Here is a 22,702-nt window from a genome sequence, read left to right on the forward strand (position 1 = left end):
ATTTTAATAAGACCAGTGTAAAGTCTCGCCATGAAATTTCTATTCGACCTATTCCCCCTGATCGCCTTCTTCGCCGCCTTCAAGCTGGGCGGCATGTATGAAGCGGCCACGCACGATTTCGTGCAGCAATATTTGTCCGGCTTCGTGTCCGGCGGCCTGATCAAGGCCGACCAGGCGCCGTGGATACTCGCCACCCTCGTCGGCATCATCGCCACCGCCTGCCAGGTCAGTTATCTGCTGCTGCGCGGACGCAAGGTGGACGGCATGTTGTGGCTGTCGCTGTTCATCTTTGTCGTGTTCGGCGGCGCCAGCATTTACCTGCATGACGATTTCTTCCTGAAATGGAAGCCGACCCTGATTTACTGGCTGTCCGGCCTGGCCCTGCTGATCGCGCATGTTGGCTTCAAGAAAAACCTGATCCGCAAGACCATGGAAGCGCAAGTGCAATTGCCGGATGCCGTATGGAACCAGCTGCTGGCCGCATGGATCATTTTCTTCGGCCTTTTGGGCGCACTGAACCTGTTCGTGGCCTTCGTGCTGTACCAGGGCGACATGGCCGCCTGGGTCAGCTTCAAGGCGTTTGGCGCGACAGGCATTTTCTTTGCCTTCATCGTGGCGCAAACCCTGTTCCTGGCCAAACATATCAAGGAAGACGCATGATGACAAACGACACGACAACGCGCATGGAGCGCATTCGTACCCGCCTGGAAACGGCACTTTCTCCTGTGGAATGCGTGCTGGAAGACGACTCGGCGCGCCACCGGGGCCATGCTGGCGCCGCCTCGGGCGGAGGCCATTACAATCTACGCATAATTTCTAGTCAATTTGAGGGGCTCAGGCTCGTCATGCGCCATCGACTGGTGTATGATTCCGTGCACGATATGATGCATAATGAGATACATGCATTGGCGATTGTGGCCCTGGCGCCGTCCGAAGTAGTGTAAGGATGGCGTTTTGGCGTACCCGAGCCATGTTATAGATTCTTTCCATGCGTTTTTTACGAAACTTTCCCTAACAGGATTTAATAATGACTTTTAAGCCAGCCCGCTTGCTGATCGCACTACTCGCCGTTGTCGCGGTACCTGTTTTTGCGCAAAATGTTGCCGTTGTTAATGGCAAGCCTATCCCATCGTCGCGCGTTGATGCAGTCGTCAAACAAGTCGTCGCCCAAGGCCAGCAACCGGATTCGCCGCAACTGCGCGAAATGATCAAGAAGGACTTGATCGGCCGTGAAGTGCTGATGCAAGAAGCGGAAAACAAAGGTTTCGGTAAAGATGCAGCCGTCAAGCAGCAAATCGAGAACGCACGCCAGGCCATCGTCATCAACGCCCTGGTCGGCGACTACCTGAAAAAGAACCCGGTCAACGACGCTGAAATCAAGGCGGAATACGACAAGTTCGTGGCCCAGACCGGCGACAAGGAATACCACGTGCGCCACATCCTGGTGGCCACCGAAGCGGAAGCGAAAGACATCATCGCCAAGCTGAAAGGCGGCGCCAAGTTCGAAGACCTGGCCAAGCAATCGAAAGATGCCGGTTCGGCCGACAACGGCGGCGACCTGGACTGGGCAGCCCCATCGTCCTTCCCGAAAGTCTTCTCGGACGCCTTCGTGAAACTGCAAAAAGGCCAGGTCACCGACACCCCGGTGCAAACGCCTAACGGTTTCCACGTGATCAAGCTGGACGACACCCGCGCGGCAAAACTGCCGACCCTGGAAGAAGTCAAGCCACAGATCGCCGAAGCGCTGCAGCAAAAGAAACTGCAAGCGTATCAGGAAGAAATGATCAAAAAAGCGAAAGTTCAGTAAGAACTGACCTCCCCGGCGCCCTTTTCGGCGCCGGTCGTGTATTCTGCGCCTGAATGCGCACTGCACGGCAGTCGCGCGTATCGATTTTTAGTATATTTATTAGGAATGAACATGATTTTGAAGCCAGCCCGCCTGATCTTAGCCCTGGTCGCCGTTGTAGCGATCCCTGCGTTCGCGCAAAACGTGGCCACCGTGAATGGCAAGGCCATCCCTTCGTCGCGCGTCGACCAGGTCGTCAAGCAAGTCGTCGCCCAAGGCAAGCAAGCGGATTCGCCGCAATTGCGCGAAGCCATCAAGAAAGACCTGATCGGCCGCGAAGTGCTGATCCAGGAAGCCGACAAGCAAGGCTACGGCACGCGTCCGGAAGTCAAGTCGCAGATCGACAATGCCCGTCAAAGCATCATCATCAACGCCCTGCTGGCCGACTACGTCAAGAAAAACCCTGTCAAGGACGCTGAAATCAAGGCCGAGTACGACAAGTTCAAGGCACAGGCCGGCGACAAGGAATACCATGCACGCCACATCCTGGTGGCCACCGAAGCGGAAGCGAAAGACATCATCGCCAAGCTGAAAGGCGGCGCCAAGTTCGAAGAACTGGCGAAAGTATCGAAAGACGGTTCCGCAGCCAATGGCGGCGACCTGGACTGGGCTAGCCCAGCTTCGTACGTCAAGCCATTCTCCGACGCCATGGTTGCCCTGAAACCAGGCCAGGTCACGCAAACGCCAGTGCAATCGCAATTCGGCTTCCACGTGATCAAGCTGGAAGAGACCCGTCCGACGAAGCTGCCGGCACTGGAAGAAGTCAAGGGCCAAGTAGCCGAGTCGCTGCAACAGAAGAAGCTCGCCGCTTACCGCGATGAGTTGATGAAGAAGGCAAAAATCCAGTAATATCGGATGAAGATGAAAAGGCGCTCCACGGAGCGCCTTTTTTACGCCTGGAGATGCCATGAATCTACATCAAGAATTAAAAATCGCGCTGGAAGCGGCCTCCGACCCGGCTCGTGCCGGGCCCATGCAGGCTTACATGCGCGACCAGTTCATATTCCTTGGCGTGGCCGCGCCGCAGCGGCGGATGGCCGCCAGGGGCTTGCTGGCGGGCTTGAAGGGCATTGATGCCGGGACCTTGCTGGAACACGCGCAACGGCTGTGGCAGCAGCCGCAGCGCGAATACCAGCACGTGGCGCTCGACATGTTGGCCCTGCACCGGCGGCAACTGGATGCCTGCCACCTCCCCGCCCTGCTGGCACTGGCGCGCCAAAGGGCCTGGTGGGACAGCGTCGATGGCATGGCGGGCATCATCGGCGAGGTGTTGCAGGCGGCGCACCAGCGCGGCGGCGACGGCCATGCGCACATGGATGACGCGCTGCGCCACCAAGACTTCTGGCTGCGCCGCATCGCCATGCTGCACCAGCTGGGCTGGCGCGCCGACACGGATGCCGGCTGGCTATTTGACGCGGCCCTCGCGCTGGCCCATGAAGACGAGTTTTTCATCCGCAAGGCCATCGGCTGGGCCCTGCGCGATTATGCGCGCCACGCGCCCGAGGCCGTGACGGCGTTTGCCAACGCGCACCGCCAGCAACTGTCGGCACTCAGCTACCGCGAAGCGCTGAAGCACCAGCCACCTTGAACGCCGATCCACCCAGCAGACGCAGGGCGGCGTCGATGCGGGGGCCGGCATCCCAGGCCGGCACGGGCGCCAGCAAACCCAGCGCCATCTGCCGCAGGGGCTCAGCAATCACCATCGCCAGCAGCAAGCCGGCCAGCTCCGACGCATCGCCGAGCATCACGTGGCCCCGCGTGGCTTGGCGCTGCAGCCACTCGGCCAGCATGGCCGTGCCCCGCTCGATGCCGTTGCGCTGATACACGGCAAGTAAATCGGCGCGCGCAGGAAACTCCGTGCACAGCAGGCGGAACAGGCCCACGGCGTCCGCCGTCAGCACGCGCGCCGCCATCGTCTGCAAGACCTCCTTCAATAACGGCAAGACCTCAGCGGGCGCGGTCGCATCGTGCGCCATGGCCGGCAAAAAGGCGTCCGTCCAGCCGCGCACCACCAGAGCGACCAGTTCCTCGCGGTTGGCCGCGTACTGATACAGCGACTTCTTGGCCATACCCGCGTGGCGCGCCACCGCTTCCATCGTCGTGGCCGCATAGCCTTCCTGCAGCAGCAGCCAGGTGGCCGCCTGCACGGCCGCCTCGCGCGCTTCCCCGGGCGGCCGCGCCGGACGGCCCCGTCCGCGCACAGCCTTGCTCTCTTCTTCCTGCATGCCATCTCCCAGCTTGATCGATAAGCAATTTTACACTGAAACATATTTTGGAAACGCTTTACGTTTCTTTAATATATAATTGGCTCACCCCAACAAAGGAGAAGGACATGACGCAGCATATTGAATTCCCATGGAGCATCACCAACACGGGCGACTTGCTCGACCCGTTTCCCCTGCACCTGGAAACGGGCATCACGCGCCTGCCCGACGGTTGCCTGCTGGTGGCGGCGCGCACGGAACTGCACGGCTGCAGCGGGCGCATGCTGGACTGGTGGTTCACGTTTTTCGAGACGACGCAGCACATCAAATGGTGGCACCCGCACGATCACGTGGCCCATCACGGCTGGAACAGCGCGTGGAAAAAGGGAGCAAATTACTACGGCGCCTCGATCGAGGCGGTGGAATCGCTGGGCGACATTCCGCCCGTGAAAGCCAAGCTGAAGTTCCATGACCCGAAGGAAGTATTTGATCCGGCGCAACTGCAACAGGCCCAGGACAGCGGCGCCCTGTCGGCCGCCATCTGCGCGCGCATCGGCTTTGGCGAACATGTACAGCTGGACCCGCAGGGCGATCCGCTCGATGGCGAAATGCTGCACCTGACGCGCGACACGCCCACGGGCTGCGTGCTGCGCAGCCGCTTCTTGCTGGGCCGCAATAGCCTGAATCCCGTGCGCGACGTGCCCGACGTGCTGGGCCTCAATTTGCTGCGCCATTGCTACAGCGAATTTACCTATCTGTCGCGCTTCCTGCCGTCGCTATACTACGGCGAGCACGCCAACGGGGAAAAGGCGCCGCTGCCCTGGTAAAACATGGTTTTACAACTGCTTGTGCATGCGCGCCAGCGGCAGTTTGATGTCATCGGGCAAATCCAGATGAAACTCTTCCGTCACGGCAAAGCCGCTGGCCAGGTACAGCGGCACGCCGGGCAAGGTGGCGGCCAGTTCCAGGGCGGTAAAACCGGCGGCCAGGGCCTGCCGTTCGCAATGGCGCATCAGCATGCTGCCCAGTCCCTGGCGCGCGGCGTTGGGCTCCACAAAGAAGGCGCGGATGCGGCCCGGCTGGCTGGCCGGATCGAGCAGCGGGTCCGGCCCGCTCTTGGCGCGGTCGGCGCCATACAGGGTGGCGCGCAGGCTCCAGCCGCCGCAGGCCAGCATGGCGCCATCGCGTTCGATGACGAAATACGTCCGGTCGGCAACGAGCTGCGTATCGACGCCGAACACGTGGCGCGTGACGGACTCGGCCTGTTCCTGCGTATAAAATCCCGCGCTCAGTTCCACGCCGGAACGGGCGATCAGCGCATTCATGGCGGGTACATCGGCCGGCAGTGCCACGCGCAAGCGGCTCAAAGCGCCAAAGCTGAACCAGGCACGGCTGATGCGGCCCTGCTCCACTTCATACGTCGCCACCAGTTCCTGGGCCGACACGCCATCGTCCGTGTCGCCGTGGACGATTTCATGGTCGATCACCAGCTTGCCGCAGGCTATGCGGTTGAGCAACTGCGCCCGCGGCCGGCTGGCGGCGAAACGTGCCGTGAAACGGGGGCCGATCTGCGCGCTGCCTTGCGCCAGCAAGGTATCGGGATGCTGGAATTGCTGTGCGTCATCGGCGTAGATGGCCAGCAAGGCCGGCACGTCGTGGGCGTTGTAGGCGTCCAGTTGGGCCTGGACCACCGCCGTTGGCGAAATAAGTGTATCGTTGGCAAGCGCCATGCGTGCACCTGTTGTGATGTGGTTGGAAAGTTGCAAAGCGTAACACTGTCGCTCCTGTCGCGGCGCAGTTTGCTGCGATAATCGTAAGATTCGTTATAAGATTCACCGCAAGAGACATCTTGCGGCGTCACCAATCAATCGCAAATCGCAGCAGGAGTAGATATCATGAAATGGGAAGGCAATCGCGAAAGCGACAATGTGGAAGATCGCCGTGGCGAAGACGGTGGTGGGAGCGGCGGTGGCGGCGGCTTTGGTTTTGGCGGGCGCTCGATCGGCATCGGCACCATCGTCATCGCCCTCGTCGGTTCATATGTGCTGGGCGTCAATCCCTTGACCTTGCTGAACCTGCTCAGCGGCGGTGGCGGCCAGATCAGCACCCAGCAAAGCCAGGCACCGGCGCGCCAGCCGCCGGAATCGGACGACATGGCCCGTTTCGTGAAAACCGTGCTGGCCGATACGGAAGACACGTGGGGCGCCCTGTTCAAGGCCGAGGGCGGCAGCTATGTGAAACCCAAGCTGGTGTTGTTCTCGGGCAGCATTCCGACCGCCTGCGGCACGGGCCAGAGCGCCAGCGGGCCGTTCTACTGCCCCGGCGACCAAAAAGTCTACCTGGACCTCGATTTTTTCAATCTGATGCAGCAACGCTTCAAGGTGTCGGGCGAGTTTGCCGAAGCCTACGTGATCGCGCATGAAGTGGGCCACCACGTGCAAAACCTGATGGGCTTGTCCGAGAAGGTCGACAAGGCGCGCCGCACGCAATCGGAGCGCCAGGCCAACGCCATGTCCGTGCGCCTGGAATTGCAGGCCGACTGCTTTGCCGGCGTGTGGGCCTTCCACGCGAACGCCGACCGCAAGATCCTGGAACAGGGCGACGTGGAAGCGGCCCTGAAAGCGGCCACGGCCATCGGCGACGATGCGCTGCAGCGCCAGGCGCAAGGCCACGTCGTGCCCGACTCGTTTACGCACGGCACCTCGGAACAGCGCGTGCGCTGGTTTACCAAGGGCATTGAAAGCGGCCAGATTGCCCAGTGCAATACGTTCGAGGCGCGCCAGCTGTAAATGAATCCACGCATGCCGCCCCGCGCGGGCCGGCATGCGCATCCATCAGGGCACGCCGACGTCGTAGCGCTTGCCCAGTCGTTTCAGCTCGCCCGTCTCGATCAGGCTGTTCAGTTCCTGGTCGAACTGCAGGCGCAGCTTGTCGAAAGTGGGCGAACGGGGGAAGGCGAAATAGCCGTTTTGTATCTCGATGACTTTGGGCAGAGGTTTCACCTGGCGGCCGTAGCCCAGACGGGCGATGACGGGATCGGTATTGCGGCGGTTGCTGACGAACACGTCGACGTGGTTGTGCACCAGCATCTTCAAACCATTTTCCACGTTGTTGGCCACGCTGGCCTGCAAGCCGGGCCGCACGCGCTCCCAGTCCGCGCCATAGGCCCAGCCATTGAGCAGCACCACCCGGCGGTTCTTCAGCACCGCGTAGTCGCCATCCCAGCCGAAGCTGGCGTCCTGGCGCGTATAAAACACCATCTGGTCCTGGTAAAAAGGCTTGTCGGAAAACGCCATGCTGGCGATACGCTCGGGGGTTTTGTAGGGGCCGATCAGGATATCGGCCTGGCCCTGCACCAGCATGGCTTGCGCGCGCGCCCACGGTACCATGCGAAAACGCACGGTGTGACCCGTGCGCGCCGCCATCAGGCGCAGCAGTTCCGCGCCCAGTCCGCCATATTCACCGCTGTTTTGATACTCGAACACGCGCTCGAACTGCGCGCCCACGGCCAGCAGCTCCCGGGCTGGCGCCTGCGATGGCACAAGCAGCGCCGGCCACAGCAGCGCCAGGGCCAGCAGGCGCCGCCCTGCTTTTTTCATCAGCCGACGATGCGCAAGGAGTAATCGGTAGCCCGCACATCCTTGGTCAGGCTGCCGATCGAGATGCGGTCCACGCCCGTTTCGGCAATGGCGCGCACGGTGTCGACGTTGATGCCGCCGGACGCTTCCAGCAAGGCGCGGCCGTTGGTGATGGCCACGGCCTCGCGCATCATGTCGTTGCTGAAGTTATCGAGCAGCACGGAGACGGCGCCCGCATCCAGCGCTTCTTGCAATTGCGCCAGGGTTTCCACCTCGATTTGCACGGGCACGCCCGCGTCGAGGTTGCGCGCGTTTTCCAGGGCCTGGCTGACGCCGCCCGCGGCCGCGATATGGTTTTCCTTGATCAAAATGCCGTCGTACAGGGCCAGGCGCTGATTCTTGCCGCCGCCGACGCGCACCGCATACTTTTGCGCCAGGCGCAGGCCAGGCAAGGTCTTGCGCGTATCTAAAATGGACGCCTTGGTGCCGGCGACCACATCGACATACTGGCGCGTGGCCGTAGCCACGGCCGACAGCAACTGCAGGAAATTGAGGGCGCTGCGCTCGGCCGTGAGCAAGGCGCGCGCCGGCGCTTGAATCGTGCAGACGACGCTGTCGGCCGTCATCAGGTCGCCTTCGGCGTAATGCCAAACGATGTCGATGCTGCGGTCCAGGCTTTTCATGATGCCTTCGAACCACGGCGCGCCGCACAGCACGGCCGCTTCGCGCACGATGACACGTGCCGTGACGATATGGTCGGGCGGCACCAGCTCGCCCGTCAGGTCGCACTGGCCCACGTCTTCCAGCAAGGCGGCCAGCAAATTGCCTTCGAACGCGCGCGCCAGGGCCGCATCGAAAGGAGCGAAAGAATTAACGAGGGTACTCATGCTGGACCGATTCCTTGGAACAATGTGGTTTCTTTTGCCAGGTCCGCACCCGGCTTGAGGCCCGCCTTCTTGGCGGCGGCGAAGTCGAGCATGCGATTGATCGAGCGCACGGCCAGCTGGCCGACGGCGGGATCGACGTGGATTTCGTTATGCATGTTTTCCAGCGTTTGCGCCAGGTTCAGCAAGCCGTTCATGGCCATCCACGGGCAGTGCGCGCAGCTTTTGCACGTGGCGCTGTTGCCGGCCGTGGGCGCTTCGATGAAACGTTTGCCAGGCGCAGCCGCGCGCATCTTGTGCAGGATGCCGTTGTCGGTGGCGACAATGAAGGTGTCCGTGTCCATGGTTTGCGCTGCCGCAATCATTTGCGACGTGGAACCGACCATATCGGCCAGCGCCACCACGTTCGCGGGCGACTCCGGATGCACGAGCACCTTGGCTTGCGGATACTCTTCCTTGAGCAAATCGAGTTCGATGCCCTTGAATTCGTCATGCACGAGGCAGCTACCCTGCCACAGCAGCATGTCGGCACCCGTCTGCTTTTGAATATACCCGCCCAGGTGCTTGTCGGGCGCCCACAGGATTTTCTTGCCCTGCGCATGCAGGTGGGCAACGATATCGAGTCCGATGGACGACGTCACCATCCAGTCCGCGCGCGCCTTGACGGCCGCGCTGGTGTTGGCGTAGACGACGACCGTGCGGTCAGGGTGGGCGTCGCAGAAGGCCGTGAATTCGTCGGCCGGGCAGCCGAGGTCGAGCGAACAGGTCGCGTCGAGGTCGGGCATCAGCACGGTTTTCTCGGGACTGAGGATCTTTGCCGTTTCGCCCATGAAGCGCACGCCGGCCACGACCAGGGTCTTGGCCGGATGGTCGCGCCCGAAGCGGGCCATTTCCAGCGAGTCGGAGACGCAGCCGCCCGTGGCTTCGGCCAGGTCTTGCAGGTCAGCATCAACGTAGTAGTGGGCAACGAGCACGGCTTCGCGCTCGATCAGCAGGCGCTTGATACGCGTGATCAGTTCGGCTTTTTCAGCCGGGGAAGGCGTCGCTGGCGTGCGTGCCCAGGCGTGGGCAGTGCAGCTGGCTCCGTCTTGTGGATGTTCGTACTCGACGGATTTGATGGCTAAAGTTTGCATGGCTGTGTCAAACAAAAACGGGATAGACCGGCACGATTGCAATAAAGCAGGTGCGCCGGAACGAAAGGACCGCGGCGCGTCGGTGTGGTGCTGGGTGGCTGGCGGTTGGCAACGCCGGCTTGGATTGTCGGATTACGCTCCACCTCGGCGGCCCCGCTAATCCGACCTACGCGACCAACTCAACCTGACGTAGGTCGGATTAGCGCACAGCGCGTAATCCGACGCAACGTTACCCTACAAATTAATCAATACCCTGGCTCTTCAAATAGTCTTCGTAATTGCCGCGGTAATCGACCACTTCATCTTCCTTGATCTCGATGATGCGGTTCGCCAGCGAAGAAACGAATTCGCGGTCATGCGACACAAAGATCAGGGTGCCAGCGTATTTTTCCAGCGCGATGTTCAGCGATTCGATCGATTCCATGTCCATGTGGTTGGTCGGCTCATCGAGCATCAGCACGTTGTGGCGGCCCAGCATCAGCTTGCCGTACATCATGCGGCCTTTTTCACCACCGGACAGTACCTTGACGGCCTTCTTGACATCGTCGCCGCCGAACAGCAAGCGGCCCAGGATGGAACGCACGGCCTGGTCGTCGTCGCCCTCTTTCGTCCACTGGCCGATCCAGTCGGTCAGGTTCGTGTCCTTGGCGAAATCTTCCGTCGGATCTTGCGGCATGTAGCCCACGTTGGCGTTTTCCGCCCACTTCACGCGGCCCTGGTCAGGCTGCAAGCCGGCGATGTCGCCCGCGATGCAGCGCAGCATGGTGGTCTTGCCGGCGCCGTTGGCGCCGATGATGGCGATGCGTTCGCCCGCCTCGACCATGATGCTGAAGTTCTTGAACAGCTGGCGGTCAAAGCCTTTCGAGATGTTCTCGACTTCCACAGCCAGGCGGTGCAATTTCTTTTCGCCGTCGAAACGCACGAACGGATAGGCGCGCGACGATGGCTTGATGTCGTCGACCTTGATCTTTTCGATCTGCTTGGCGCGCGACGTGGCCTGGCGGGCCTTCGACTTGTTCGCGGCGAAGCGGCGCACGAATTCCTGCAGCTCGGCAACCTTGTCTTTCGCTTTCGCGTTGTTGGCCAGTTGCTGATTGCGCGCCTGGGTCGAGGCGAACATGTATTCGTCGTAGTTGCCTGGGTAAATCTTCAGGGTGCCGTAGTCCATGTCGGCCACGTGGGTGCAGACCTGGTTCAGGAAGTGGCGATCATGGGAAATGATGATCATGGTGGAGTTGCGCTCGTTGAGCACGTCTTCCAGCCAGCGAATCGTGTTGATATCGAGGTTATTCGTCGGCTCGTCGAGCAGCAGGATGTCCGGGTTCGAGAACAGCGCCTGCGCCAGCAGCACGCGCAGCTTCCAGCCTGGCGAGACATTGCTCATCGGGCCTTGATGCAGGTCGATGGCGACACCGGCGCCCAGCAGCAGTTCGCCGGCGCGCGATTCAGCCGTGTAGCCGTCGTATTCGGAGACCTTGCCTTCCAGCTCGGCGGCCTGCATGTAGTCGTCGTCCGTCGCTTCCGGGTTCGCGTAGATCGCGTCGCGTTGCTGGATGGCGGCCCACATTTCCGTGTGGCCCATCATGACGACGTCGAGGACGCGCATATCTTCAAAGGCAAACTGGTCCTGGCGCAGCTTGCCCAGGCGTTCGTTGGTATCGAGCATGACGTTGCCGCCCGACGGGTCCAGATCGCCGCCCAGGATCTTCATGAACGTCGACTTGCCGCAGCCGTTCGCGCCGATCAAACCATAGCGGTTGCCGTCGCCGAACTTGACGGAGATATTCTCAAACAATGGCTTGGCGCCAAACTGCATCGTAATATTTGCTGTAGATAGCATGTGATATTGGGTCTTTATTCAGTTAAAACAGCTAGTTAGGTACTTTGCACCCATTATACAGCACCCACCCTCTTCCCTCTATAGGGGGCCAGCCAGGACGTTGGAAATCAATGCAAAGAAATAATGGCAAGAAAATACGATTGCCGTATTCCCATTTAGCAGATACGCTGCGCGGCATCCGTTTTCTCCCTCCACCTTACAGGCCTCACTTGAAAAAAATCACCATCGCCGCCGCTCTGGCCGCCGTTGCCATCGCCGCCACCGCCTATGCCTCGCCCTACTACGCCTTGCACCAGATCAAGGCTGCGCTGGCCGAACGCAACGCCGAAGCCCTGGCCGCACACGTGGACTTCCCCGCCTTGCGCGCCAGCGTCAAGACGCAGCTGGAGGCCAGCATGGCGCGCAGCATCGAAGCGACTGCCGGCAGCGGCAACCCGCTCGCCGCCCTGGGCCAGTCGATTGCCAGTGCCATGCTGGGCAAGATGGTCGATACCATGGTTTCACCGGCAGGCGTCGTCGCGCTGGTCAACAAGAGCGCCGTCAGTCCGCAAGCAAGCGACACGGCGGACGCGCCCGCCGATGGCGCGCAGAAAAAGGCCGAGTATTCGGCAGGCTATGCTGGCGTGAACACCTTTGTCGTGCGTGCAAAAGACGGTAATGCGCAGGACGGCGCACTGGTCCTGCTGCGCCATGGCGTATGGGGCTGGAAACTCAGTTCAATCGAGATTGCGTCGGCGATGGCTGGAAAGTGACTGAGGAGGTAAAGAAGGCTGGGCACGATCACAACAATAACTGCGGCTGATCTCACTTCCATTTCTCAACTTCAAAAAAGCAACTTCAATAGATTGGTATCGCACATAATTAATATCCCCAATGTTGAATTCATGCAATTAAGATAGCAACAAGGGAGGAGAAAAGCTTAGTGGCGATTCGGGCGCAACATCGCAATCCATCGATGAAGCCCCTTCGGCTCTACTGGCCGCACGATCGGCTCCATTAAAAAATCACGGTTGATACTTTCCGCATCGGTTGGATGTAGGCACAGCTTGCCATCAGCCTCCGGAGGGTCTATGACAAGTCCGATTGGCATGTTGCGCAATAATGCGGCTGCAAGAAAACCTCGCAACTTATATTGCGGCATACCGTAGACTTTTAGTTCATTTCTATTCGGAAGCAATTCCAAGTACGCATCGGCATGTTTCTTTGATATAAATAATGGCAGTTTTACGGGAAAACTTTCAGGAAAGGCATAGAAGTCACCATCCGGAGCTTGGTTGTGTTGATCAAGTACGGCAATATACCAAAATGGCTCCCCAACGCAATTTTCCTCAGGGATGAATGCCGCTAAGATCCGTTTACCAACCAACTGTCCAAGCGTAGGGAGATCTTTCTCCGTGAGCATGAGGATTCCATGCCGGCTGCCAACATCAATTGCTCCGGACTGATACCCTTTCTTTGATATAAAAACGCCCACTAATTCGTCACCAATATTTTTTATCTTCTGATGAAAGAGTAAAACCTGTCCTTGGTCGACAGGTTTCTTCCAATCCTTACATTCAATAGCGACGCGATGTCGCACTCCGGCGTGAATGAATTCATAGTAAATATCGATCTCATAAGATTCATGCTCACCCACCCTAAACTTCGTGTTTTTTGAAACCTGGATACGCTCACCTCTAAGGTTTAAGATGGACTGATATACAAAGTGGACATAGCTTTCAAAACTCGCTCCATTTTTCATTAAATTCATTCCTTTTTAACATGCCTTACTTCACTCAAAGCCAGAACGCATATAATCTTAATCCATGCTGCTGCGCAGAACTAATTGACGCACCAGCTCAACTTCATGAGGCTGTATGCTCACAAAACATGCTTTTATACTGACCATGGCGACCAGCCTTGCCTGCGCCGCGCTATCCACCCCAGCCCACGATGGGATTGCTGCCGCCGAGCGCAGCCACTCCGTTGCCGCGCGCATGCAGGCGGAAACATCCACGGCCGCCGATCCCGACGCCCCCGCGCCGCTGCCCGTGCCCAGCGACATTTCGCTGGCCGAACTGGAGCGCCGCCTGGCGCTGGGCCAGGCGCAGGCCGCTGAAAAACACTATACCAGCGCGCTCGATCCGGTCGCTTTGACCGGCCTGGCGCAGCAGATGGGGTGTCACGATATCGTCGGCGTGCAGCCGTTCGGTTTCCCGCTGGAACAAGCGCAGCCCGCCATCCTCAGCGGCGCGCACCTGCTGGCCCGCTGCCCGGACCGGGCCTATGTGACGATCACGGCCATGTCGATGGCGGGCAAGACGGGCAAGCGCGCCCGTATGTCGGCGCAGTCGTTCAAGCACACGGTCGACGGCAGGCCCGCGCGGCGCCTGTATTACAAGGCGCCCAACGGACGCCAGAAGGAATCGCTGACCATCATCAATGGCAGCTATGCGTATGCGCTCGAGTACTGGTCGCTCGATGCCAGCCAGCAAAGGGGCATGGTCGGCATACGCCGGATGGAAACATTGATATTGCCGCAATAAGACGGGCGAGAACAGGGGAAATACTGTATATTTATACAGTTACTTACTATTATCCTGCCCAGTATGCCTGCACATTCGCACAAGGACTTACCCTACACCATCTGCGTCAGCGCCACGATCGACGCGGAGGCCGAGCAAACCATCCTCGAGGGCTTGAACGCCTACAACGATACCATCACCGGCTATAGCGACAGGCAGGTATTGAGCGTGGTCGTGCGCGACCACGACAGCCAGCGTGTGCTGGGCGGCGCCATGGGCCGGACCTCGCTGGGCCTGCTGTTTCTCGATTTGTTTTATTTGCCCGCCGCCTTGCGGGGGCGGGGACTGGGCAGCCAGATACTGGCGCAGTTCGAAGAGGAAGGACGCCGGCGCGGCTGCGCTTCGGCGGTACTGTACACCATCAGTTTCCAGGCGCCCGAATTTTACGAGCGGCACGGCTGGCGCCGCTTCGGCGACATCGCCTGCAGCCCGGAAGGCACGAGCCGGGTATTCATGAGCAAGACCTTGTAGGCTGCATGCGACAATGGCTGACGGTAAACTTGTCGCCAGCCATTGTCAGCGACATCGGCTTACATGCCCAGCGATTTGAGCAGGTCGGCGTTGTCGTCGTCTTCCGGTTCCGCCGCAGGCGCTGGCGCGGCGTCCCGTTCGCGGTTCGCGAATTCGCCATCCATCAGCGAGTCGGCGTCGACTTCGCGCGAATCGAAATCGTGCAACTTGATGAACTCGGTACGGTCGATCGCCAGTTCCAGATAGAAAATATTGTTCTTTTCCGTATAGAAAGTGACGCGGCGCATTTCCGGGCGGTCCAGCGGCGTGTCGACGCTAAGCATCACCTGCTTGTTCAGCACCAGCATCTTCGGCTGGCTCTGGGTGATGTTCGTTTGCAGCTCGCGCCGCACCTTGCCCGTGAAGTCGCCCACGATCTGGTTCATCAGCTCGCCCATGATGTTCGACACTTCGTCCGACGTGTAGAAGTTGGCCAGCTCCGACTTCGGCATACCCATGTGCAACATGTAGCGCTCGTAGATTTCCATCGCCGTATCGGCGGCAAAATTGAGCACGACCAGGCCCGTGAAACCACCATCAAACATGACGAAACAGCCGATGTCCGGCTTCAGGCCAGTCTTCGTAATGCGCTGCACCATGCCTGAATAATTGACTTTACTTTGTGTTGCAACGTTGAGCACCCGAACCACCGAGTTGCACAAACTCATCAACAAATCTTCTGTACCGTACACAACATCCTTTTCTGCATCCATGAGCAACCTCTCCTACTATTTTAAAGATGACAGCACCGTTCCCTGCCCGCCGCGAGCCGAAACATGACCGTTTCGCTCAGCAGGCGGACGACTTCACCTTTGCATGCCTGACCTTGCGTGGCAGCGCGCGCCGCGTTCCCGCCGGCACGAATCGCCCTCTTACCTTTTTCTGTATAGAAATAACTGTATAGAAATAAGTATCATGCGCAGAATACCCAGATGTAACATTTCCGTCCAGCCATACCTGCATTTACTTGACGATCTGTGCGGAAATACCATACCTGGCCAGGACACGGGCATCGGTACAGGAAAAAGTGACTAGAAATCAAGTGCACGCAAGACCACGGCGCTGACCAGCAGATCGCGGCTCAGGTACGCGAAGGCACGCTGGCCGATGCGCAGGCGGTGGGTGTCGAAGATGGCCAGCAAGTCGCCGCCCTGTCCCTGGTCCAGGCTGTGCAATGCGGTGACGGTGATGCGGCAGGTCTTTTCCGCCCCGAAAACAGTCAAATGGAAACGGATGGCGTCACCCGCCTGCTCGAGCGCGATGCTGTCGCGCAGGATTTCATAGGGCATGGCCGTGGCTCCCGTTCATGTGGCAAACGTGGGCGCAGGATCGGCATGCTGTGGCAGGTCGATGATGAAGACACAGCAATATCGTCCGCAGCCTCCGGCGGCAGGCCGGCGCCATTATCCTCCACCTCGCGCTTGAGACGCCCACCGCCAGGGTACGCAAGCCCACCAGACTGCGGTCGAGCACGGCACCAGTCGCGCCCGACAGACCCATGCCAACGTGCTTGAGCGCCGCGACGGCGAGGCTGGCCGTTCCCAGGTGATTGCGCAGTTCATGGGTAAAGTGACCGATGCGCTGGTTCAGTGCCAATGCCTGTTCATTGGCGACCAGCACATCGCGCCGCTGGATAAATTCGGACACGGCTTCGGCGATGCCGTTGTCGAGGCAGCGGTTCAGCGTTCTGAATTCCTCGACGGCGAACGGCTCCTCCATGACCACGGCAAGATCGCTGACAGCCTGGCACAGCTCGCCATAGTCGTGCACTACCTGGCTGATCGAATAGCCGAGCGCCAGCAATTGCCCGCCGTGCGTCATTGCACTGTGGGCCAGTTCCGATGTGCCATGCGCACTGCCATCGGCGGGACCGGAAATGACCAGGCTTTGCGCCATCTTGCCGGCTTCTTCCGCCCTCAGGGTACGGATCAGCTGATCGAGAAAGATGGGAACGCCATGTTGCAACTGACGCTCGGTCGGCAAGCGCAGAGGTCTCTTGGCGACGTTTTCGCGACAACGGCGCTCAAGCTCGGCGCGATTTTCCGCTAGGAATAAATGCATCATGACGTTTCCTGCAATCTATAATGAGTGACAAGCAACAAGACTACCGGTAGCACACGCAAGCTACCGTCTGTTACCGTACACATTTGCGCGCGTGCCGGCGCCGTGCACGCGCCGACCATGCCCTGTGCTATTGTCATCGGATACATCACCAGGCAGGAGCCATGCATGAGCAACATCGTTACCAGCGTCTCGTTCCGTTACATCGATCCGCGCCACAAGGAACCGGGTCCGAGCAGGGAATTCATCAATCAGAACATTCTGCTGCCGCCGGGCGCCCATCTGCCGCGCATGGGCGAAGCGATCGAACTCATGCACTGGGACTTGAACCGCGACATGAAATCCGGCGTGTATTCGGTCCTGTTTGTCCACACGCGCATCGCCTTGTTTGATGGCAACGACAAGCCTTCCGGCTGGCATACCACGATCACCGTGGGACCGCAGTCCAACGAAATCGACGCGCGCTTCCTCACCGCCCCCTCCTGACAACCGTGCGGCCCTTGTTGCGATCAGGTCCGGCCACCTAAAATAGTGCTTTATATTAAACATGATCGTGACGGCAACCGATGGCGCTGCCGCGCGCAATGCAAGGAAGTCAATGAGCACACTGTTAGAGCAGGCAACACAAGAAATGACGGCGGCCATCCACGCCTGGTTCGATGAGCGACTGAAGCGCACCGACCTGGAAGAGGCCGTGAACCGGACCACCTTGCAAATCGGTGTCTTCAATGACTTATTGCTCGATTACAAACCGGGCCGCACCACCGCCGACGATATCGATCTGGGCTTGGACGCCGACGTGCGGCCCCGCACGCCGGCGCGCCTCGACGATGCGCAAGTGCGCGACTTGATCGCGCCGCAGCTGACGGCGCTGGTGCAAGCCCGTCTGGCACCGCTGGTGGACACGCCGATGATCGACTACCGCTTCACCTTGCGCGGCAAATTCCAGACGGCGCAGGGCAAGCTGCACCTGACCTTGCTGGAATACGTCAACGAAGGCAAGCGCCAAACCCTGCTCGAACGCATACATACTTACGTCACGCAAAAACTCGAGCACGGCAAGCGGCCGACAAAAAAACTGGAAACGTTTTTCCTGGCGCGCCACCTGCTCGATCCCCACCTGTTTCCACAGCCCGATATCGCCTGGACGATCGCCCTATTCGAGCGCATCGAGCAACTGAACAAGTCACGGCCGCAAGCGCTGGCCGAACACCGCAGCGATATCATCCAGGCCGTGTCGGGCTGGGCGGAAAAGCAGTTCCTGCCGCAGTTCTATGACGTGCAGAAATCGAGCTACCGCAGCGCGGAATACACCCTGAAGCCGGATGCGGCGCCAGACGCGCAGGTGCTGGCGCCGATCGACTTGCTGCTGTATGGCGCCGTGATGATATTGCGCCACGAACCGAGCTACGCCAAATCGACGGGCCTGAAATTCCTGGAAATCGCGCGCGAACTGGGCAGCGAACGGGCCGTGCGCATGCTCAAGGAAGGCAGCGGCACTTTCGCGCCCGACGCCATCCACCTGAAAAATGCCCAGCTGGAATGCCGCGCCAACGATGTGTTTGCCACGATCAACATCTCCATCGTCCAGGAAGAGGAAGACGCGTATGCGCAGGCGCTGGCGTTCGTCACGCATTTGCTGAACAACGGCTTTCCGAAAAGCTACCAGATCAAGCTCAAATCGAAGGTCAAGGCATATCTGCCGCTCAAGGGACTGGCGAAATCCGACACGCACCGCTTCTTTGCCAACGCCCTCGCCTGGCCCGCCCTGCAGCCGCAGCTGGAAGCGTATGCGCGCGCCGCCATCGAGCAATTCGAATTTTATGCCGATACGGAAGGCGAAAAGAACTGCATGCCAGGCAGCTACGCCACATTTGGGCTGGGCTTGCTCGACGCTCGCTATTTTCCGCTGGTGCAGCACTACATGGCGAACGTCGACGAGGAACATCAGTGCGTGCAGGATCAGTTCACGGCGGCCTTCGCTGAAAAGCATGGCGTCACGCCAGACTCCGTTCCCGTGCTGGCGGCCTGCCTGCGCGCATGCACGGATAACGCCAAAGTGAAAATCCAGGCGGAACTGGAAGATGTCGAGAAACTGGAACTGTTCTGCCAGCAACTGCAAGGACTGGAAGACTATCAGGTGGAACACATGCTGTATCCGGTCTGGGGCAAGCTGGAAAAACTGGCCACCCTGGCGCGCAAGGCGCAAGGCCGGCGCAAGGAGCTGCTGCTGGCTTTGCTTGAAGCGGCCAGCAAGGCGTAAGCCTAATGTGTGCAACGTTATGACTTTCACCATTTATAATGCGGGCGCCAAAATTTCTTTAAAGCATCTTTTGGCGCCTACATTGAATCGTGGAGAAAATACATGCAACAAACACAAGTAAGCTCGCGCACCGCCCTGCTGGCGGCAAGCATGGCCGCCGCCGTGGCGCTGGCCCAGCCCGCCATCGCCGCCGACGCCGTGGAACTGGCTCCGCTGGACGTAGCCAATCTGTACATCAAGACCATCATCAACCAGGATGAAGCCAGCGTCGCCAAACTCAACGCCTACCTGCGCCCGACCCGCCTGGCGGGCCATCAAAGCGCCGAATACGCGTCGTACAGCGGCTTGAAGGAAGCGGATGCCAAATTCCCAACGCAAACGGGCAAACTGATCGCCGACCTGTTCCCCGCGACCATGCGCGCAGCCCTGACGCCGGCCGCCGAACAGCTGGCCGCGAACGTCATCGCCGCCAAGAATGGCGCCGCCTGCCAGGCCACCAAGGCGGACCCGGTGACGGTGGAAAACGGCATGCAGACAGCCGCCGTCAGCTTCGAATGCCAGGTCGTCAAGGTGCCTGTGGCATGGGCACCTGCCGCCCAGCAACTGGCGAAGAGCGGCTGCAAGGTCGAGCAATGCAAGGCTGGCCTGCAAAAGATCGCCGCAACCTACACGAGCTCGCCGAAGCAGACGTGGCGCGCCGTGTTTGGCGTCAGCCGCGAAAAGAACTCGGAAGCGTGGCGCAACGATTTCGCGCGCGAAACCTTCGATGAAATCTGGGATTACCTGTAATCCTGACCTCGTTTAGAATGGTCGGATGGATAAGTTGATACCCGTACCACAGCCCGCAGGCCTGGCCTTGCTGCACCTGCTCGCCCCCGAGCATGTGGAGGTCACACTGGGCGCGCAAGTGCTGGCGCAGGACTTGCCTGCCCTGCACGGCAAGCAATTGCTGGCACTGCTGCGCCGGCTGCGTGCCGCCCAATCCAACCAGCAGCACTATGCGGGCGCCAGCGTTGAGCAGGCTGAACAGCTATTCGGCGCCGCCATCGCCGCCGTCAAGGCGGAGCTGGCCACGCGCCCGCACATCCCCAACAAGCAGGAAGCGAAGGCCTTGCGCCAGGCAGCGGCAAAAAAGCGCTGATCGAGGCGCAAGCCGGCTGCCAGCAAGGCCGTTTCGTGTGGGCAAGCTCGCCGGCCCCCTCCTATAATCGGAGGCTCTATTGTTTCCGCTACAGAAAGTTCCCCATGCCCACACAGTTTTCCCGCCATGTATTTGGCTGCGCCATACTTGCTTTCTCGGCTCTGGCAAGCGCGCAGGCGGCCAGCCCCCAGCACATCGGCCCCATCGATGCGCGCGCCGTGTGGCAGGAACGCTCGCTATCGGCTTGCCGCAGCGAACAATCTTCCACCGCACCCGACGTGTGCCTGTTGCGCACCATGCAGCGCAGCGGTGCGCGTCCGCAAGCCATCGCCGCCGCCAGGATGCTGGTGAAGGCAAACAACGCCGGCTTCATCTCCGCCTGGCGCCCGCTGGGCAAGGCGGCCCTGGCCACCGTCACCTATCCATTCCGCGCCAACACGAATGAAGGCACCTTGCTGATCGGCAGCGATGGCGCCGCCATCGACGTCGACGAAGGCTCCGTGAGCGAGGAAGACCGCGCCACGCCGGCCTGGCGCGCGTTTGCCGCCGCCCATCCGGACGCTGTCCCGTTTGCGCCCGCCGACTTCGTCGGCAGCACGGCGACCAGCGATGGCGGCCAGAGCGTGCTGTTTTCCACGCCCCTGATCACCTGCCATGCCTGCGCCGAGGATGGCGCCCTGCTGGTCGCCTACACGATCGACAAGGCCGGTATCGTGCGCGAGCGGAAACTCTTGACGATCAAGTAATGCTGCATCAAAGATAAGATAGAATTGCCCGATGGCACGTCCATACACGTACATGCCATCTTTCCACTACTTATCACGGGAAACCATGCGCCGCTCCTGCCTTGCACTGCACCTCGCCGCCGCCCTGCTGCTGTCCAGCCCCTTCCACCTCGCCAATGCCGCGCCCGCCGCCACCGCTTCCTCCAGCGCGGCCACGCCGCTCGTCATCGGCGAAAGTTTCAGCATCGATTCGCTGGCGCTGAAAGAAAAGCGCCACATCAATGTGTACATGGCGCGCGCCTGGGATACGCCGCCCGATGCACCGCTGCCCGTGCTGTACATGCCGGACGGCGGCGTCGCGGAAGATTTTTTGCACGTGGCCGGCTTGCTGCAAGTGTCGGTAGCGAATGGCACGATGCGCCCTTTCATGCTGGTCGGCATGCAAAACACGCAGCGCCGGCGCGATTTGACGGGCCCGACGGACAGCGCCGAAGACCGCAAGATCGCCCCCGTCGTGGGTGGCGCGTCCGCCTACCGGGCCTTCATCCGCGACGAACTGATGCCGGAAGTCAAGCGCCGCTACCGCACGACGGGCGAAACGGCCATCGTCGGCGAATCGCTGGCCGGCCTGTTCGTGGTGGAAACCTATCTGCTGGAACCGCAGCTGTTCGACCATTACCTGGCCTTCGACCCCAGCCTGTGGTGGAACCACGGCGCCCTGCCGCGCCAGGCGGCAGGGCTGATAGCCAAGGGCAAACCAGGCAAGCACAGCCTGTATCTGGCGTCCAGCAGCGAAGCGGGCATCGCCATCGAAGTGCAGCGCCTGTCCGACGTGCTGGAGAAACAGGCACCGCGCGGCCTGCAATGGCATTTGGAAAAGATGCCGGAAGAAACCCACGGCACGATCTATCACCCGGCAGCCCTGAAGGCGTTCCGCAGCGTTTTCAAGCCGCAGGCGCCGGCTGGGCAATAAAACATGGACAAACTGTAATCTGGCGAGGGACGTAGCCGCAGGACCGGGCGGGTAAAATCGGCGGCCCTGCTTTCCCCGCCCGAGTCCGATACCCATGAGCTTCTTGCAATTATTTATACTTTCCATCGTCCAGGGCTTCGCCGAGCTGCTGCCCGTATCCAGTTCCGCCCACGTCATCATGGCGGAAAAATGGATGGGCCTCGATCCCACCTCGCCGGAGCTGACCATGCTGCTGGTGATGCTGCATACGGGCACCATGTTCGCCGTCATCGTGTATTTCTGGAAATCCTGGCGCGCCACGTATTTCAGTTCGGCCAGCGCCTTCCGCAGCAATGTCCTGCTGCTCGCGGCCGCCACGGCCCTGACGGGCATCGTCGGCTTCGGATTGCTGAAGGGCATTACGCACGTCATGAGCAAGGATGCGCCCGGTTTTGAAATCGAACACCTGTTTGGCAACGCGAAGCTGATGGCCGCCGCGCTGGCTGCCGCCGGCGTGCTGATCATTGTGTCGTCGCGCCTGCAGGCGCGCCAGCATGGCACCTTGTCCATCGGCAAGGCGATGGTGATCGGCGCCGTGCAAGGCCTGTGCCTGCCTTTCCGCGGCTTTTCCCGCTCGGGCGCCACCATTTCCGCCGGCATCGCCATGGGCGTTCCGCAGCGCCGCGCCGAGGAATTCAGCTTTGCCCTGGCCGTCGTGCTGACCCCGGCCGTGCTGGTCAAGGAAGGCTGGCGCTTTTACCAGGCCGTGGCAAATGGCAGCCTGGACCATCTGGAACACGGCAACAGCCTGCTGCACCTGCTCGGCCCCAGCCTGCTGGGCATGCTGCTGTCCTTCCTGGCCGGCTTGCTGGCCCTGCGCTGGCTGTCACGCTGGCTCGAGCAAGGGCGCTGGCATTTCTTTGGCGCGTATTGCCTGCTGGCCTCCTTGGTAGTGCTGTACCTGGGGTAAAATCGCCGGGTTTGCAGTTTATACACACATC

At 60.3% G+C, this 22,702-nt stretch carries 27 protein-coding genes; 17 read left to right on the top strand and 10 right to left on the bottom strand.

The genetic code is table 11. The features are described from left to right. Nucleotides 1-30 precede the first annotated feature (30 nt). The 5 genes from KO539_RS11670 to KO539_RS11690 all read left to right on the top strand — a co-directional run bounded on the left by KO539_RS11670 (nucleotide 31) and on the right by KO539_RS11690 (nucleotide 3,434). Nucleotides 31-660 carry a septation protein A gene (locus tag KO539_RS11670; RefSeq protein WP_219309381.1) on the top strand — a complete coding sequence of 210 codons (630 nt, stop codon included), beginning with the start codon at nucleotides 31-33 and terminating at the stop codon, nucleotides 658-660. Next, nucleotides 657-944: a BolA family transcriptional regulator gene (locus KO539_RS11675; protein ID WP_219309383.1), complete on the top strand. Its 288-nt coding sequence runs from the start codon at nucleotides 657-659 to the stop codon at nucleotides 942-944. Before KO539_RS11670 ends, KO539_RS11675 begins: the two co-directional genes overlap by 4 nt. 83 nt (nucleotides 945-1,027) lie before the next feature. Then, entirely contained in the window at nucleotides 1,028-1,807 is a 780-nt protein-coding gene (locus KO539_RS11680; RefSeq protein WP_131686481.1) for a peptidyl-prolyl cis-trans isomerase, read from the top strand. A gap of 111 nt (nucleotides 1,808-1,918) precedes the next feature. Next, nucleotides 1,919-2,695, top strand: a complete 777-nt coding sequence (locus KO539_RS11685; RefSeq protein WP_034756072.1) for a peptidylprolyl isomerase — start codon at nucleotides 1,919-1,921, stop codon at nucleotides 2,693-2,695. A gap of 58 nt (nucleotides 2,696-2,753) precedes the next feature. Then, a complete protein-coding gene (locus tag KO539_RS11690) occupies nucleotides 2,754-3,434 on the top strand; it encodes a DNA alkylation repair protein (protein WP_219309384.1) in 681 nt (226 codons plus the stop codon). On the opposite strand, the gene KO539_RS11695 is transcribed toward KO539_RS11690, so the two are convergent. After that, the gene (locus KO539_RS11695; RefSeq protein ID WP_035819135.1) at nucleotides 3,397-4,071 is read right to left on the bottom strand and encodes a TetR/AcrR family transcriptional regulator; all 675 of its coding nucleotides are present in this window, start codon (nucleotides 4,069-4,071) and stop codon (nucleotides 3,397-3,399) included. The genes KO539_RS11690 and KO539_RS11695 overlap by 38 nt on opposite strands. A gap of 107 nt (nucleotides 4,072-4,178) precedes the next feature. Between KO539_RS11695 and KO539_RS11700 the strand changes: the two genes are divergently transcribed. Next, complete coding sequence (locus KO539_RS11700) at nucleotides 4,179-4,877, top strand: DAPG hydrolase family protein (RefSeq protein ID WP_035819138.1); 699 nt, start codon at nucleotides 4,179-4,181, stop codon at nucleotides 4,875-4,877. 9 nt (nucleotides 4,878-4,886) lie between these two features. Here KO539_RS11700 and KO539_RS30200 read toward each other — a convergent pair whose 3' ends face one another. Next, entirely contained in the window at nucleotides 4,887-5,780 is an 894-nt protein-coding gene (locus KO539_RS30200; RefSeq protein ID WP_257626240.1) for a GNAT family N-acetyltransferase, read from the bottom strand. Nucleotides 5,781-5,945: 165 nt separating this feature from the next. Between KO539_RS30200 and KO539_RS11715 the strand changes: the two genes are divergently transcribed. Continuing rightward, on the top strand, nucleotides 5,946-6,839 hold the full coding sequence (locus KO539_RS11715; RefSeq protein ID WP_219309386.1) for a neutral zinc metallopeptidase: 894 nt from the start codon (nucleotides 5,946-5,948) through the stop codon (nucleotides 6,837-6,839). Between the two features lie 45 nt (nucleotides 6,840-6,884). Here KO539_RS11715 and KO539_RS11720 read toward each other — a convergent pair whose 3' ends face one another. From KO539_RS11720 to KO539_RS11735, 4 genes are all read right to left on the bottom strand, one after another. Further along, nucleotides 6,885-7,649, bottom strand: coding sequence for an ABC transporter substrate-binding protein (locus KO539_RS11720; RefSeq protein ID WP_219309388.1), 765 nt, complete (start codon nucleotides 7,647-7,649; stop codon nucleotides 6,885-6,887). Beyond that, on the bottom strand, nucleotides 7,649-8,515 hold the full coding sequence (gene nadC / locus KO539_RS11725; protein WP_219309399.1) for a carboxylating nicotinate-nucleotide diphosphorylase: 867 nt from the start codon (nucleotides 8,513-8,515) through the stop codon (nucleotides 7,649-7,651). The genes KO539_RS11720 and nadC overlap by 1 nt, the downstream gene beginning before the upstream one ends. Continuing rightward, nucleotides 8,512-9,645, bottom strand: a complete 1,134-nt coding sequence (gene nadA / locus KO539_RS11730; RefSeq protein WP_035819150.1) for a quinolinate synthase NadA — start codon at nucleotides 9,643-9,645, stop codon at nucleotides 8,512-8,514. The genes nadC and nadA overlap by 4 nt, the downstream gene beginning before the upstream one ends. Nucleotides 9,646-9,886: 241 nt before the next feature. Continuing rightward, nucleotides 9,887-11,485 (bottom strand): ABC-F family ATPase, encoded by a 1,599-nt coding sequence (locus KO539_RS11735; RefSeq protein ID WP_034756044.1) that lies wholly within the window; start codon nucleotides 11,483-11,485, stop codon nucleotides 9,887-9,889. 209 nt (nucleotides 11,486-11,694) lie between these two features. Here KO539_RS11735 and KO539_RS11740 point away from each other — a divergent pair, with 209 nt between their 5' ends. After that, nucleotides 11,695-12,237 (top strand): DUF2939 domain-containing protein, encoded by a 543-nt coding sequence (locus KO539_RS11740; protein WP_225241390.1) that lies wholly within the window; start codon nucleotides 11,695-11,697, stop codon nucleotides 12,235-12,237. A 167-nt stretch (nucleotides 12,238-12,404) separates the two neighbouring features. On the opposite strand, the gene KO539_RS11745 is transcribed toward KO539_RS11740, so the two are convergent. Further along, entirely contained in the window at nucleotides 12,405-13,235 is an 831-nt protein-coding gene (locus KO539_RS11745) for a restriction endonuclease (RefSeq protein WP_219309402.1), read from the bottom strand. A gap of 106 nt (nucleotides 13,236-13,341) precedes the next feature. On the opposite strand from KO539_RS11745, the gene KO539_RS11750 reads away from it, so the two are divergent. After that, nucleotides 13,342-14,010 (top strand): hypothetical protein, encoded by a 669-nt coding sequence (locus KO539_RS11750; RefSeq protein WP_219309404.1) that lies wholly within the window; start codon nucleotides 13,342-13,344, stop codon nucleotides 14,008-14,010. A gap of 63 nt (nucleotides 14,011-14,073) precedes the next feature. Continuing rightward, the gene (locus KO539_RS11755) at nucleotides 14,074-14,520 is read left to right on the top strand and encodes a GNAT family N-acetyltransferase (protein WP_219309406.1); all 447 of its coding nucleotides are present in this window, start codon (nucleotides 14,074-14,076) and stop codon (nucleotides 14,518-14,520) included. A gap of 59 nt (nucleotides 14,521-14,579) precedes the next feature. Here the strand turns inward: KO539_RS11755 and KO539_RS11760 are convergent, their stop codons facing one another. From KO539_RS11760 to KO539_RS11770, 3 genes are all read right to left on the bottom strand, one after another. Further along, nucleotides 14,580-15,272 carry a DUF3334 family protein gene (locus KO539_RS11760; RefSeq protein ID WP_219309413.1) on the bottom strand — a complete coding sequence of 231 codons (693 nt, stop codon included), beginning with the start codon at nucleotides 15,270-15,272 and terminating at the stop codon, nucleotides 14,580-14,582. Nucleotides 15,273-15,590: 318 nt separating this feature from the next. Next, nucleotides 15,591-15,848 (bottom strand): DUF1488 family protein, encoded by a 258-nt coding sequence (locus tag KO539_RS11765; RefSeq protein ID WP_219309415.1) that lies wholly within the window; start codon nucleotides 15,846-15,848, stop codon nucleotides 15,591-15,593. Continuing rightward, a complete protein-coding gene (locus tag KO539_RS11770) occupies nucleotides 15,838-16,623 on the bottom strand; it encodes a hypothetical protein (RefSeq protein WP_219309417.1) in 786 nt (261 codons plus the stop codon). Before KO539_RS11770 ends, KO539_RS11765 begins: the two co-directional genes overlap by 11 nt. A 165-nt stretch (nucleotides 16,624-16,788) precedes the next feature. On the opposite strand from KO539_RS11770, the gene KO539_RS11775 reads away from it, so the two are divergent. From KO539_RS11775 to KO539_RS11805, 7 genes are all read left to right on the top strand, one after another. Next, entirely contained in the window at nucleotides 16,789-17,106 is a 318-nt protein-coding gene (locus KO539_RS11775; RefSeq protein WP_219309419.1) for a hypothetical protein, read from the top strand. 112 nt (nucleotides 17,107-17,218) lie between these two features. After that, nucleotides 17,219-18,883 (top strand): DUF6138 family protein, encoded by a 1,665-nt coding sequence (locus tag KO539_RS11780; RefSeq protein ID WP_219309421.1) that lies wholly within the window; start codon nucleotides 17,219-17,221, stop codon nucleotides 18,881-18,883. A gap of 102 nt (nucleotides 18,884-18,985) precedes the next feature. Then, nucleotides 18,986-19,672 (top strand): hypothetical protein, encoded by a 687-nt coding sequence (locus KO539_RS11785; protein WP_219309423.1) that lies wholly within the window; start codon nucleotides 18,986-18,988, stop codon nucleotides 19,670-19,672. A gap of 25 nt (nucleotides 19,673-19,697) precedes the next feature. Continuing rightward, nucleotides 19,698-20,024 (top strand): hypothetical protein, encoded by a 327-nt coding sequence (locus tag KO539_RS11790; RefSeq protein WP_219309425.1) that lies wholly within the window; start codon nucleotides 19,698-19,700, stop codon nucleotides 20,022-20,024. A 104-nt stretch (nucleotides 20,025-20,128) separates the two neighbouring features. After that, a complete protein-coding gene (locus KO539_RS11795; RefSeq protein ID WP_219309427.1) occupies nucleotides 20,129-20,770 on the top strand; it encodes a hypothetical protein in 642 nt (213 codons plus the stop codon). Nucleotides 20,771-20,855: 85 nt separating this feature from the next. After that, nucleotides 20,856-21,722, top strand: coding sequence for an alpha/beta hydrolase (locus KO539_RS11800; protein WP_219309436.1), 867 nt, complete (start codon nucleotides 20,856-20,858; stop codon nucleotides 21,720-21,722). Nucleotides 21,723-21,816: 94 nt separating this feature from the next. Beyond that, entirely contained in the window at nucleotides 21,817-22,671 is an 855-nt protein-coding gene (locus KO539_RS11805) for an undecaprenyl-diphosphate phosphatase (protein WP_176389797.1), read from the top strand. Nucleotides 22,672-22,702 lie beyond the last annotated feature (31 nt).

The sequence above is a fragment of the Janthinobacterium sp. NKUCC06_STL genome (assembly GCF_019345455.1).
In the GTDB taxonomy this organism is placed as follows: Bacteria; Pseudomonadota; Gammaproteobacteria; order Burkholderiales; family Burkholderiaceae_D; genus Janthinobacterium; species Janthinobacterium rivuli.